The 13,809-nt window shown below is 68.7% G+C and carries 8 protein-coding genes and 1 tRNA gene; 4 read left to right on the top strand and 5 right to left on the bottom strand.

Going from position 1 to position 13,809, the window contains the following annotated elements:
• Window positions 1–79: 79 nt before the first annotated feature.
• Window positions 80–301, bottom strand: a complete 222-nt coding sequence (locus tag AB0L95_RS13630) for a zinc ribbon domain-containing protein (RefSeq protein ID WP_365161397.1) — start codon at window positions 299–301, stop codon at window positions 80–82.
• A gap of 538 nt (window positions 302–839) precedes the next feature.
• On the opposite strand from AB0L95_RS13630, the gene AB0L95_RS13625 reads away from it, so the two are divergent.
• The 3 genes from AB0L95_RS13625 (at window position 840) to AB0L95_RS13615 (ending at window position 5,700) form a co-directional block, all read left to right on the top strand.
• Entirely contained in the window at window positions 840–3,050 is a 2,211-nt protein-coding gene (locus AB0L95_RS13625) for a transglycosylase domain-containing protein (protein ID WP_365161496.1), read from the top strand.
• Window positions 3,051–3,107: 57 nt separating this feature from the next.
• Window positions 3,108–4,403, top strand: a complete 1,296-nt coding sequence (locus AB0L95_RS13620) for a hypothetical protein (protein WP_365161396.1) — start codon at window positions 3,108–3,110, stop codon at window positions 4,401–4,403.
• Window positions 4,404–4,578: 175 nt separating this feature from the next.
• Window positions 4,579–5,700: an amidase domain-containing protein gene (locus AB0L95_RS13615; protein WP_365161394.1), complete on the top strand. Its 1,122-nt coding sequence runs from the start codon at window positions 4,579–4,581 to the stop codon at window positions 5,698–5,700.
• A 69-nt stretch (window positions 5,701–5,769) separates the two neighbouring features.
• Here AB0L95_RS13615 and AB0L95_RS13610 read toward each other — a convergent pair whose 3' ends face one another.
• Both AB0L95_RS13610 and AB0L95_RS13605 read right to left on the bottom strand, forming a co-directional pair.
• Window positions 5,770–7,035 (bottom strand): hypothetical protein, encoded by a 1,266-nt coding sequence (locus tag AB0L95_RS13610; protein ID WP_365161494.1) that lies wholly within the window; start codon window positions 7,033–7,035, stop codon window positions 5,770–5,772.
• Window positions 7,036–7,461: 426 nt separating this feature from the next.
• A complete protein-coding gene (locus AB0L95_RS13605) occupies window positions 7,462–8,247 on the bottom strand; it encodes a DUF4097 family beta strand repeat-containing protein (protein ID WP_365161392.1) in 786 nt (261 codons plus the stop codon).
• Between the two features lie 173 nt (window positions 8,248–8,420).
• Here AB0L95_RS13605 and AB0L95_RS13600 point away from each other — a divergent pair.
• Window positions 8,421–8,495 (top strand) — tRNA-Val (locus AB0L95_RS13600).
• Window positions 8,496–9,063: 568 nt separating this feature from the next.
• Here AB0L95_RS13600 and AB0L95_RS13595 read toward each other — a convergent pair.
• Together AB0L95_RS13595 and AB0L95_RS13590 are read right to left on the bottom strand one after the other, a co-directional pair.
• Window positions 9,064–9,249, bottom strand: a complete 186-nt coding sequence (locus AB0L95_RS13595) for a hypothetical protein (RefSeq protein WP_365161391.1) — start codon at window positions 9,247–9,249, stop codon at window positions 9,064–9,066.
• Between the two features lie 74 nt (window positions 9,250–9,323).
• A complete protein-coding gene (locus AB0L95_RS13590; RefSeq protein ID WP_365161389.1) occupies window positions 9,324–13,763 on the bottom strand; it encodes a hypothetical protein in 4,440 nt (1,479 codons plus the stop codon).
• Between the last annotated feature and the right edge of the window lie 46 nt (window positions 13,764–13,809).

Below are 13,809 nucleotides of genomic sequence, written 5' to 3'. Positions count from 1 at the left end.
CGGACCGGTTGCCGGGGCGGGCGGAGGCCTATCCACAGTCAGCCGCAGGCGGGGCGTGTTTCGGACAAAGCCCTACGGCTCAGCCGCAGCAGCCTCCGCCGCAGCATCCGCCACCCGAGCCGCCTGCCCGGGGGGCCGGTGCGGGGGTGGCGGCCGTGCCGCCGACCGCCACCGTGGACAGCAGCTTCACCGTGTCGTCGTGGCCCGAGGGGCAGGCCGCGGGGGCCGAGGACTCCGCCATGGGACGGCTGAGTTCGAACGTGTCGCCGCAGGAACGGCAGCGGTACTCGTAGCGAGGCATGCGCACAGACTAACCGGCGGTTCCCGAAGGTCACAGGACGGCGAAGGAGCGAGGCCGCCTGCGTGGCGACGGGAGAATCTCCTTAAGATCTCCTCAATATTTGCGACATGGCCACTTCAGTGCCTCTCCTGACCCGAGACATCACATAGGTCGCTGATAATTTATATGAGCCGCGATGAGCCGCAAGGTCGTGAGGGGGGCTCGCTGCCACATGCGTGGCCGCCGTTTCTACCCGCGCGCGCAACATCGAGTGCGGAGGGAGACGCAGTCGTGACCGAGGCATGGCAGCGAATAGGGGGCCGGTGTCACCGGGCCCGTGTGTACACCGGGGGGCGTCGTGGCTAACGAGGGCGGTGACCGTCCGCACGACCGTCGGGCGACGCCGCGTCAGTCCGGACAGCGCCCCGACCAGGGCGAGTCCCGGGCCGAAGGGTCCTTCGATCCGGACGTCACCATGCAGCTCAAGGCCGGGGTGGACCTGCCGCCGGGCGCGACCGGGCAGTTGAAGGCGGGGGCGGCCCTGCCTCCCGACACCACCATGCAGTTGAAGGCCGGAGCGGCTCTGCCCCCGGACGCCACCATGCAGCTGAAGGCCGTGACGCCACCGGACCGTGACGCCGCGGCGCGCGGGAAGGCGGACGCGGCCACGCCGCCGCCGGACGCCACCATGCAACTGCGCGTCCTCAAGCCGGAGCCGGCCGGCCGGCGCGCCGCCCGCAAAAAGGCCGCACCGCCGCCGGTCCTCACTCGTGTCACCACCGCCCTCGCGCCGATCGCCGCGAAGCTCGCGCCCTACGCCGAGAAGGCCGCACCCTACGCCCGCAAGCTCAAGCCGGTGTATCCGCGGCCGGGCCGCGCCGGCTGGCGGCGCTGGATGCCCTCCTGGCGCCAGTGGCTCGGGGCCGTACTGGCGTCGATCGGACTGAGCAGCGCGTTCCTGGTCATCGCCTACGCCGCCACGGACATACCGAACAACCTCAACTCGTACGCCACACAGCAGGACAACGTCTACTTCTGGTCCGACGGCACTCCCATGGCCCGTACCGGCTGGGTGCAGCGGCAGGCGATGCCGCTGAAGGACATACCGGTGCAGGTCCGTTGGGCGGTGCTCGCGGCGGAGAACGAGAGTTTCTACACCGACCCGGGCATTTCCGTCAAAGGCATCACCCGCGCTCTGTACCGCACGGTCGGCGAGGGTGACACCCAGGGCGGCTCCACCATCACCCAGCAGTACGTCAAGAACGTCTATCTGACCCAGAACCAGACGGTCAGCCGCAAGTTCACCGAGGCGATGATCGCCCTCAAGCTCGACAACCGGATGAGCAAGGACAAGATCCTGGAGGGCTATCTCAACACCAGCTGGTTCGGCCGCGGCACCTACGGCATCCAGCGCGCCTCCCAGGCCTACTACGGCAAGGACGTCAGCCAGCTCAACGCGAGCGAGGCCGCCTTCCTCGCCTCCCTGCTGAAGGGCGCCGGCCTCTACGACCCCACGCTGAACCAGGCGAACCACCACCGGGCCGTGGAGCGCTGGTCCTGGATCCTCGACCGCATGGTCAAGATCGGCCAGCTGTCGCCGGCCGAGCGGGCGAAGTACAAGACGTTCCCCGAGCCGCTCAAGCAGAACCCGCTCTACGACACCGGCAAGCAGAGCGACTATCTGGTGGAACTGGCCTCGCAGTACGCGAAGAAGGCCGCGGGCATCTCGGACCAGCAGTTCGACCTGGGCGGCTACCAGATCTACACGACCTTCGACCGCAAGCGGGAGGACGCGCTCACGGACTCCGTGACCAAGGCCCGCAAGCAGGCCCGGCAGAGCCATGCCGCCCTGGCGAAGAGCGCCCACTACGGCGCCGCCTCGGTGGCCGACGACGGACGGATCCTCGCCGTCTACGGCGGACCCGATCACCGTACACAGGGCTACAACGAGTCCAACGCGGCGACGGTACCGGCCGGTTCGGCGTTCCTGCCGTTCGTCTACGCCGCCGGCCTGGAGCACGGGGTCCACAAGACCCGTGGCGGCCCCGCGACCCCGGTGAGTCCGGAGTCGGTGTACGACGGCAACGACGGCATCCCCGTCACCACGCCCGAGGGACCGTACTGGGACCGCAGCGGCAAGAAGGTCACCTCCCACAACGACGGCAACAAGTCCTATGGGCCGATCACTCTGGGCCAGGCGCTCGCCCGGTCCGTGAACACACCGTTCATGCAGCTCGGGATGGACACCGGGCTGACCCAGGTGCGCGAGACCGCGGAGGCGTCCGGGCTGCTTTCCTCCAGCTTCGGCTCACAGGTGCCCGCGCTGTCCCTCGGCAACTCCACGCCCAGCGCCATCCGTATGGCGAGCGGGTACGCCACCTTCGCCGCGGACGGTCTGCACACCGAGCCCTATTCGGTGCGCCGCGTCACCCGCAACGGTGCCACGGTCGCCATGAAGACGTCGAAGGCCCAGCGGGCGGTCGGCGCCACGGTGGCCCGCCAGGTCACCGAGGCGCTCGACGAGTCCTTCCGGCTGGCCCACCCGGCCGGGGCACCCGCCTCGGTCCAGGTGGCCGGGAAGGCCGGCACGACACAGGACGACACCGCCTCCTGGTACGTCGGAACGACCGCATCCGTGTCCACCGCGGTCGTCCTCTACCGCATGGACCTGTCCAAGAGCCTTGAACCGCTGCCGCTCAAGGGACTCGACGGCATCGCCGCCGCCGTCCCCTACGGCATCTGGTCGAACGCCCTGAGACCGCTCGGCTGACGTCGCCGGCCGACACACCGCACGCGCCCACCCCCCTCCTCGCAGAACGAGCCGCCCATGACCACGAGAAACGCTCGTCGCCGCCGAGCACGCCCGTCCCGCTTCTCCCGGATCAACGACCGGATCAACGGCCGTGTGACCCTGGCGGTCCTCCTCGCCGTCGCCTCCGTCACGATCACCTTCCTCGCGGTGTCCCGGCCGGACAGCACCGCCGCGACCGCCTCGGCCGGTTCCGGGAAGGGTGAGGGCAAGGGTGCCGGTGTCAAGGCCGCCGAGCCCAAATGGGACGGCAAGACGAAGATCATGGGAGACGGCTCCACCTCGTACACCGGCCCGCAGAAGGGCGAGTTGAAGGCGGTGCCGCTCAAGCCCGGTGAGAAACCGCCCCAGTTCGTCGTGTTCTCCTGGGACGGTGCGCTGCAGGGCGACGACCATCTCTTCTCCCACTACCGCGAGATGGCGAAGCAGTACAACGCCCATATGACGTTCTTTCTCACGGGCATCTACCTGCTGCCCAAGGACAAGAAGGACCTCTACCACCCGCCGCAGCACCCGGTGGGCGCCGCCGCGATCGACTACGCCACCGACGAGCACATCCGCACCACGCTGGAGCAGCTCCGCGAGGCGTACAACGAGGGCAACGAGATCGGCACCCACTTCAACGGCCACTTCTGCGGCGCCAAGGGCGGCGGCGACTGGAGCGTCGACGAGTGGAAGAGCGAGATCGACCAGTTCTACTCCTTCGTCGAGAACTGGAAGACCAACACCGGCTACAAGGACATCCCGGCCCTGCCCTTCGACTTCAAGAAGGAGGTCACCGGCGGGCGCGCGCCCTGCCTGGAGGGCCAGCCGAACCTGCTGAAGGCCATCAAGAGCTACGGCTGGCGCTATGACGCCAGCTCCCCGGGCGACTTCCAGATATGGCCGACGAAGAAGAACGGCATCTGGGACTTCCCGCTCCAGTTGCTCCCGTACTCCGACAACGTCCAGGCGCTGTCGATGGACTTCAACTTCCTCTACAACCAGTCCAACGGCGAGGTCCACGGCGACCCCTCGAAGTACTCCCAGTGGGAGCAGATGGCCGTCAACTCGTACATGAACGGCTTCAATCGCGTCTACTACGGCAGCCGCGCGCCGCTGTTCGTCGGCAACCACTTCGAGGACTGGAACGGCGGCATCTATATGAAGGCCGTCGACCAGGTTGTGAAGAACGTGTGTACGAAGAAGGGCGTCAAGTGCGTGTCCTTCAAGGAGCTGGCGGACTGGCTCGACGTACAGAAGCCCGAGACCCTGCAGCGCCTGCGTGCCTTGGATCCGGCGCAGTCGCCGGACTGGTCGACGGTGGTCAAGTGACGCCCGTAACCCCTTGGTTCCACTTGTGCATCCCTCTTCACAACCGACACACACACCATGCGAAGATGCCGTCGTCCGGTAGGTGTACCGGCGTAGAGGGGAAACACCATTGAAATCAAGAAGATTGAGCCGTAAGCGGCGTCGTGCTTCCATAGTCACCGCAGCAGCCGCCTCGGTGGTCGCAGGAGTGGCCCTCCTCCCCAACTGGAGCGCGGGCGCGGCCGTGACCGACGACCCGACGGTGGATCCGGCGACCAAGGCCACCTTCCAGCGACTGGCCGACGCGGTCTTCACCGACCGCACCAACGCTCTGGTGGACGCCAAGAGCGGGCAGGAGAAGGGCCGGCACCAGCTGACGTCCGGCTTCTCCGGCAAGGTGCGCCTGTCCGGTACGCAGTCGCACGAGGAGAACTCCGCGCTGTCCGAGCTGCGCGGTCGCCAGTCCCGCCTCGCAAAGCTGGGCGAGAAGTACAGCGCGGCCAGCACCAGCGTCAAGCTGGACGCGACGCAGGTCAAGGGCCGGCGCGCCACGGTCGACGTCACCGAGACCACGACGCTGACGTACGCGAAGACCAAGGGCAACGAGCCGAAGACCACCGGCTTCCAGGCCCACCACGAGCTGACCTTCAAGGCCGACCGGGGCGGCGACTGGCAGCTGACCGGTATCCGCGACACCGACGACGGCTACCTCGCGGTCAACCAGGTGGCCAAGCCGGCCGTCGCGAAGCCGCAGACCGGCACCGACGACGGTCCGCCGGACGCGCCCCGCGCGGCCGTCACGCTGCCCGCGCCCGCCAAGCCGAAGAGCTTCTCCGGCACCGGCTACGACTACAAGGCCATGGCGGCGTACGCGCAGAAGTACTGGAACCACTACAACCCGGACTACCCCGACTTCAACGGGGAGGCCGACGGCGGCGACTGCACCAACTTCGTCAGCCAGTCCCTGAAGGCGGGCGGCTGGAAGCACGTTCCCGGCGACGGGACGGACTTCCACAAGTGGTTCGGCAACTCCGAGATCCAGTCCGACTCGTTCGTCGGCGTCAACGAGTTCTCGTGGTTCGCCCTGTCCTCCAAGCGAGTCACCAGCCTCGCCAACGTCTACCAGCTGGACGTCGGTGACGTGCTGCAGATGGACTTCAACAAGGACGGGTCGAAGGACCACTCCATGATCGTCACCTACCGCAGCCCGCAGGGCGTGCCCTACGTGACGTATCACTCCACCAACACCTACAACAGGTCGGTGGCGAGCATCATCGCGTCGTACCCGAACGCGGCGTACTACGCCTACCGGACCTGACCGGTGCCCTTCGGAGCGGGGGCCGGACCTGAGCAGTGACGGCCCCCCGCTCCCCCCGGCGGGACGGGCTCAGTGACCGGCTCCCCGCTCCTCCCGGATCCGGGTGACCACCCGGGCCACCGTCTGCCGCACCGCCTCGGTCTCCGTCAGGAAGTGCCAGTAGTCGGGGTGACGGCCCTCCAGCGTGGCGACCGCCTGCTCCAGCCGGGCCACGGAGTCGTCCAGCGGGCGGGCATGGCGCGGATCGGGCGTCGACCGGCCCGCCATGGCCAGCCGCTGCGCGTCCCGGATCGCGAACCGGGTCCGCTCGATCTCCCCCTGCGGATCCTTCTGCACGGCGTTCAGCCTCGTGAGGCGGTCCCCGGCGGCGGACACGGCCTCGTCCGTCGTGTTCAGCAGGGCCCGTACGGTCGACAGCAGCGATGCCGCGTCCGCCCAGCGCTGGGCGTCCCGCGCCGCCTGCGCGTCCTTCAGCTTCTGCTCCGCCTGCCGCACGGCCTCGGTGGCCTGCTCCGGCACCTGCTGGAGGTCCTGCCAGCACGCGGCCGAGAACCGCCGCCGCAACTCGCTCAGCACGGGCTCCACCTGTCCGGCGCGCGTGGTGAGCGCCTGCGCCCGGGTGCGCAGGGACACCAGCCGGTGATCGATCTCGGCGGCCCGCTCCGGCAGCCGCGAGGCCTCCACCCGTACCGCCTCGGCCTCCCGCGTGACCCGCTCGGCGCGCTCCAGGGTCCCCGCCACGCCGTGCTGTCCCGCGCCCTGGTTGAGCTTGGTCAGCTCCGGGGCGAGGGCGGCCAGCCGCGCCGCGAGGTCGTCGGCCCTGAGCCCGGAGGCCCGGGTGCCGTCCAGCGCGTTGCTGGCGGCGAGCAGCGCCTGGCGGGCGCGCTCCACGGCCGGCGCGATCCGGGCGAGCTGGGTCTCGGCCTTGCCGAGCAGCGGCCCGAGGCTCTCGCCGAAACGATCCAGCTCCTGCTTGACCCGGCCGAGTTCGTCCTTGGCGGCGATGAGATCGGCCCGAGCACGGGAGGCCACGGAGGCTTCGAGATCGACCCGGTCGAGATCGTGCGCGTCGACGGCCTCGATGTACCGGTGACTGACCTCGTCGATGCGTCGCCCGAGCGCCTCGAAGTCGGCGAGGACGCGGCGGGCGGCGGGGGAGTCGTCGACGGCGGTGATGGTCTCGATCGAGATCCTCAGATCCCGCTGGGCGGTGTCGAGCTCGTAGAACGCGGCCGCCGCGGCGTCCTTGGCGGCCTGCGCCTCGGCCCGCAGCCCCTCGGCCCGCCCCCCGAACCACCGCCGCGTCCCGCCCCCGGCGAACGCGGAGGGAAGCACCAGGGCGGCGACGAGGGGGAGGGCGAGAAGGGCGAGGACGTCACGGACCGCGGTGGGCGCGGCGACAGGGACAGAGCGGCCGGTGCGTGCCGTGGCCGTGCGGCCGGCGGACGACGAGACGGGGTGCGGCGAGGTGCGCGACGACGAGGCGGTCGACGACGCGGTGTGCTCCGGCGAGGCGCCCGGCGGTGAGGTGTGCTGCGGCGAGGCGCCCGGCGGTGAGGTACCGGGGACGGGACGGCGATGCCCGCCTGGCGCAAAAGGCGTGCACGGCTGCGGTGGTGTGGCCCGTGATGGTGTGGCCGTCACATCCCTCTCCCGTGCTGTCATCCGCCCTGCCCGGAGTCATTCTCCCACCGGATGAGGACGAACACACGGGCCGGTCGGTTCACGGTGTGCCCGAATGCCTGCTCTCTCCCGCCCCGGCTACCCCGCCTCCCGTACGGTGACGGACCCGTCCGACGTCCGCGCCTCGATCACATGCGAGCTGGCCGGATCTCGCGGTACGGAGACACGGACGGAACCGTCCCGGGAGCCGGTGGTCACGCGGTATCTGTCGCGCGGCAGCCCGATGGTGACCGAGCCGTCCTGGCTGCTCGACCGCACCAGGTCGGGCACGGTGCCCAGTTCCAGGTGGACCGAGCCGTCTTGTGTCGTGGCGTACACGCGTCGCGAGCCCACCCCCGTCGCGCTGACCGACCCGTCGCCGCTCTGCAGCGTGAGCGGCCCGGAGGAGTCGGTCACCCGCACCGAACCGTCCCGCGTCCGGATGCTCAGTGCCTCCCGGAAACCCTGCGCCCGCACGCTGCCGTCGCCGTCCTCGACATGGACGGTGACCCTGCGCGGCACCTGTATCCGGTGTCTGGCGGAGCAGTCCGCGATCAGGCCGGAGCACTTCAGCCGCAGAACGAGCCGGTCGTCCCGCATGGCCCAGGTCACCCGGGGGTCTCCACCGGCCACGACGGTGCCCCGGAACCACCGAGTGACCTCGACCTTGTCCACGTCGGCCGGAACGATCTCCAGCGACGAGTCGTCGGAGTCCACCGTGAGCGTACGACCGCGCAGCGCGAAGGAGCGGTGGTCCGGGTGCGGGTCGTCCCCGGCGTTGTTCCCGCACGCGCCCACCGTCGCGACGAGCGTCACCACGAGACCGGTGAGAGCGACCGCCCGAGCACGCCGCGTACGTCCCCTGTGCATCACCGCACGAGCCATGGCACTGTCCCCCTGAGAGCCGAAAACCGAATGCCCTACGACCGTACGTATCCGCGATCGCCGTGAGGATGCGGCAGACCACCGGATCGTTGCTGGGGCTATCCCCCCCGTCGTACCCGGCATTCGGGTTTGCGGGGGATCCCCCAAGGCAAGGTAGGCTGTCGACTCGTCCCGGGCGCGTAGCTCAGCGGTAGAGCGCCGCCCTTACAAGGCGGATGTCGGCGGTTCGAAACCGTCCGCGCCCACCAGTCCCAGGACATGTCGAAGGCCCAGGTCAGCGGGGGAGAACCCGGAGATCTGGGCCTTGATCTTTCCCGGCCGCTCGGGGCCGTCGTGCCACTTGCGTGCCGGATGGGCCACGGAGAACCCCGTCATCGCGCCCGACGGCTCCCCCTCGGTGCGGGCCACCGTGCCGCCGATCTGCACGAGGCAGTGCGCCGTCACGGGAATCGGCATCGCGGACGGCACCGGCGAACCGGCGGCATACGGCACGGCCTTCCACGGCACTCAGCGGGCTGTTGGCGTGTGCCGATTCCGCCATGCGTTGCGAGGAGTCTCCAGTATGCCCACGGCTTCGGCGATCGCTCGGGCGGCGGAGGTGAATACGGCCGCTTCGAAGAATGCCCCGATCGCGAAATGCGAGTAGTGCTCCATTCCGAAGAACACTGCTGTGGCGCAACAGTAGAGGGCTGCCCAGAAGCCACGCCGTCGGTTCAGCGGGTAGACGACCAGTGGAATCACCGGCCATGCGTAGGCTGCACACAAGAATGCTACGGACAGTGCGATGACGAGGATTTTCACCTGTTTCCCCGGCCCCTAGAAGGCACCGGCTTCGTACATTCCGCCGATGGTGAGGATCCCGGCCGGCAGGAAGATGAGAGCCGTCGCGAACAGCAATCCCATTTTCCAAGACGTGTTGTCTGCGATTTTCACGCACAGCAGCACGACCAGTGTCACGTAGAGGAACAGGGGGATGAATATGAATGAGAAGCCGGATCCCATGGAGTCTCTCCGTTGCTGTGACCCAGGGGCCGCACCTGGTCAGGCGCGGCCCCTGGGAATTAAAGCACCCGCCGTCAGGGCGTCAGGTTATCAGTGAAATTCGTGCCCGGGTCGTCGCAGTGAACGACGCTTGTGGGGCGGTTTCCGGGGCCGTCTCCGTACAAGGGGACAGGTGCCTGGACGCCCCAGGGATTCCCGCCGCTTCCTCGGCCCGAGGCGCTACAGGAACCGTAGGCGTTGCCATCTTCGCCCGGTATGGGGGTGTTCGAGAAGTCCTTCCAGTCCCCTCCTCTGATTTTGGTGCTCGAGGACTGGCCGAGATTGTCGGTCATCTTGTCGTCGATATAGAGGTAGAGATCGGGCATGTAGCTCTGGTAGACGATTCCGTTGGAAGGGGTGGCGTCACGGTCGTCCTGCATATGTGTCGGCTTGACGGTGCCGTCGGCGCAGAACGCGGCAGCGATGTCCTGCCAGATCGGCGGGGCGTTGCCGATCATGCTGCCCCACATGTTGTTGTTCCAGTCGCCGGAGTTCTTGAAGAACATCGAGTAGATGTCTCCGGCGAAGTGGCGCACGGCGTAGTTCGTGTCAGGGCTGGAGTTGATCTTGTCGACCCAGGCCTTGACGTTGTCATTGATGTTCTGGTGGCCGATCATCGCCCGGTAGCCGTGCACGCCGCCGCCGACCGCCCGGAAGTCCACGCAGGTGTGATCCGCGTTCAGGCGCGCGCCCCGGAAGTTCGGGAAGTACGCCTGCCCGGGGGTGTCGCCGTCTTCGTACGGGTGCGAGACGATCACATTCCCGTACTCGAGGGCGTCCTGAGTGGTGTAGTCGATGTCCGGTTTCGGGATGCCGTAGTCGGCCTCGATGCCCTTCATGATGTTCGTGACGAAGTAGGGCAGGTGGGCGTTGCCGACCCGGACCTTGTAGTTCGCCCCTTCGCTGCCCGGGATGATCTTCCCGCTGCCGTCGGTGACGAACGTGACGACGACATCACTCTTGATCTTGTAGCTGTCGTCGGTCTTGTACGCCTGGCTCGCGGGCAGCGACGCATCGGGCCGTTGATTGGACATGCCCATCCACACCGGGATCGACATCGATGGTGCCGAGCCGTCGGCATTGGGCGTGTAGCCGCCGGCCTTGATGTCGTCCCCCCACTGCTTGGCCGAGGCCCAGGTCTGCCGGCCGGTGCAGTTCTCGTCCACCCGGTCCGTGCATTGCGGCCAGTAGGTCAGGCCCTGCGTTCGCACCGACGGGTCGTCGTTGTCCCACAGGTGGCCTTCGTCGGCGAGACCGAGGCCCCACTCGTAGAGCGACTTCATGGACCGCACCGGGGTGTCGAACTCGGTGGACACAGGCCAGTTCGAGTTCAGCTCCTGGTTGGGGTCGAAGACCGCGGCCGCGGTCAGGGTGCGGCGGACGAACGTGCCGCTGACGGGCTGGAAGGCGACGGCGCCGAAGGCGATGTCCTGGTCGGCGCTGCCGTCGGGCGTGTAGTTCGTCAGGGTCACGCTCGGGGTCCCGGTGAACTTGTAGGCGCCCAGGGACACCCAGTTGCCGCTGCTGCCGTTCTGGTCGACATAGCGGTCGTAGGGGCCGCCGGACGCGCCGTTGACAACGTAGTGCGCCCGCTTGGTCTGCGCCCCGGTGTCGGGTATGTGCACCCAGACCTGGGCCAGGTCCATGCTCTCGCCGAGCGTCCACGTACCGTCGATGTCCATCAGGCCGCCCTCGCCGCCGAGATGGTCCTCGTCGCGGGTGTGGGTGTACCAGAAGTGGCCGCCGTAGCCGCCGCCGATCTGGTGCAGGTCGGCCTTCGCCCAGTAGTGGGTGCCGAGTGTGTCCGCGTAGAACGCGAACTGGAAGTTGCCCGAGGAGGCGATCTGCCCGCAGTCGCTCCATGTCTCGGTGCCGTTGGGCACGGAGGCGACGACGTGAGAGCCGGCAGGTGCCCCGGAGCAGACCGGCGTACCGTTCTTCAGGCGGTAACCACGCCCCGGCTCCGGGATCAGGGTCTGATATTTGATCAGCTCGTGCCCGCAGTCATTGTCACAGTTCGTCTTCCACGTGGCGTTGGGCTTGTTCCACCAGAACTGCGCATAGCACTCCTCGGTCCCGCAGTCGGGCGGCGAGGCCGGGTCGCAGTTGTTGTCGCTGTTGCAGAAGGCGCTCAACGGCGGCGAGACCTGGCTGCGCTGACCGGTGCTGGTCCACCAGGCGGGCCGGAAGCCGGCCGAGGAGAAACCGGACTCTCCGGGCCAGTCCTGGCGGCCGGAGGTGGCGTAGGAGTAGCCGGTGTCGATGGACCAGGCGGCCCAGCCCATTACCTTCTCCTCGTACGGCCAGTCCTGCGGGTGGGCGGCGTCGTGGTTGGCCGCGGTGCCGTCCACGTCCGTGTCCATGAAGGGGTGTCCCCAGCTCTTCGCGTACAGCGGGTTGGCCGGGTTGTTGTACCAGCCGAGGCCCCAGTGCCCGCCGTGCTGGGATGCGGCAGAGGGCGGGTTGAAGCCGAGGTTGTAGTTCCACACGGCGGTGAACCAGTTCTCGACGCGAGAGGGGTCGTCGTTGTTGACGGTGACCTTCTGGCCGTCGGTGTGGACCTCGTTCCACTTGTCGGCGAGGATCTTCATCGAGGCGGCGACGTTCGTCGCGTAGTCGGTGGCGACGGCCTTCTGCAGGGCCGGCGACAGGCTCGTCTCTCCCGGCTTCTCGTGACCGGGCAGGCGCATGCCGTCGGTGACCTGTCCGACGCCGTATCCGCAGTCCGACTTGTTCCAGTTGATGTTCCAGTAGGAGTCGGGATCGCCCGGGTCGATCTGGTGACCGTAGTAGCCGTCCACCGCGGCGAGGGGGCTGCCCATCTGGCCCGGGATGGAACCGGACTCGGCCTGCCACATGTTGGATTCCTGGGCCATGATGCCGAGCATCACGTTGGCGGGAATCCGCCCGCCGCCGGTCAGCGTGGGGGGCGGGAACAACCCCTGTGGGTCGATGGTGCCGAGGCCCGTCTGGTTGCGGTAGCCGCCCTGGGTGAGGTAGCTGGAGCGCAGATCACCACGTACGGCCATGTCGACGGCCCACTCGACCTGGTTCGGAGTGGGCTGCAGGGCCTGCGCGCCGACGTCGTTGCGGGAGACCGAGCACCAGCGGTCGGGGTCCGTCGGGTCGTGCGACACGATCGACGTCACTGCCGCGGACCGGGTCGGCTGCGCGTGCTGACCAGAGCCTGCGGCCGAGCGCGCCTTGGCGCTGGTGGCCAGGGCGGGCGTGAGCCGGTCCGTTCCCGTGGACGGGCTGGTGCTGGTGCCGGTGATCGTCTGGCTGATCTTCTTACCGGTGCCGGTCGCGGTGGAGGTGACCGTCAGCGACGCGGTGTCCACCGCGCCGGGGGCCTGCGTCCTGCCGCTCTGCGGAGAGGGCTCGGTCGTGGTGAAGCCCTTGCCCGCGTTCTTCACGTGGTCCACGCCCGCCCGCATATCGGGGGTGAGGACCGGGTCGACCGCCAGCCGTCCCTGGCTGGAGACCGTCGTGTCGACCCCCGTCTTGACACGGGTGATCCCGGTGCCCTGGGTGCGGGGGGTGCCCGCCGGGTGCCCCGTGAGGAACACCTTCGCGGACCCGCCGCGCGCGAGGCCGAGGTCGCCGAGCTCGCCGGTGGCGACCGTGGTCGCCTTGCCGCTTCCGGTCCAGACCCGGGCGCGTGCCTTCCGGCTGCCGTTGCGCTCCACGAAGGCGACGTGACCGCCGTTGACCGGGTGGATGTCGAACGGCACCCCGCCCGCCGTGAGCAGGTCCTTGGTCTTGCCGGAGCGGTCGAGGTGGACCAGGTGACGGCCCATGGCGGCGATCGCGCCGTCCTTGACGGGCACGGCGCTGGTCGCCTCGCCCCTGGTCGCCGTCTTGCCGGCAATCTTCCCGGAGGCGTCGACCGTCACGACCCGGGTCCGCGTCTTGGCCGGGTCGTTCATGTCGCGGAAGGCGGTGAAGGCGGCCGTGTGCGTGTCCGGGTTGCACGACGGGTCGAAGTACGCCAGCGACGCCGTGAACGGCAGCTTCGTCACCTTGCCGGTGGTCAGGTCGACGATCGCGGCGAACGCGCCGCCCTGCATCAGGTCCGGCTTGTTCGTGAAGCTGCGCGGCGCGTACACGGCCGCCGCGTGGTCGTGATCGATGGCGCACTCGTTGCCGATCCACGAGTCCGCGGGCAGGCCCGGTTCACTCAGGACGGCGGCGACCTTCCAGGTGTACGCCTGGGCACTGTCGGCGACCAGGATCTTCAGGCCGTCGGTGTCGGCGGCGGAGGTGACGGCCCGGTCCTTGCTGGACTTCCAGTCCTTGCCGAGCCGCAGGTCGGGATTCGGGACCCCGCCGGCCTCTGTCTTCCCGCTGTGGCCGGGTGCGGGCCGGGTGTCGGGTGCGGCGAGGGCGGGACCGGCTTGTAGGAGGCCGCCGGCAAGCGCCGTACAGACCACCACCACGGCCAGTTGCGTGCGTGTTCGTTTCCTGGGTCTCAACAGAGATCTTCCTGTCTCCCGTTGACGTTCCCCGTGCCCTTGTGGG

It is taken from the genome of Streptomyces sp. NPDC052036 (assembly GCF_040680495.1).
GTDB lineage: Bacteria > Actinomycetota > Actinomycetes > Streptomycetales > Streptomycetaceae > Streptomyces.
This window is presented reverse-complemented; position numbering and strand designations above follow the sequence as displayed.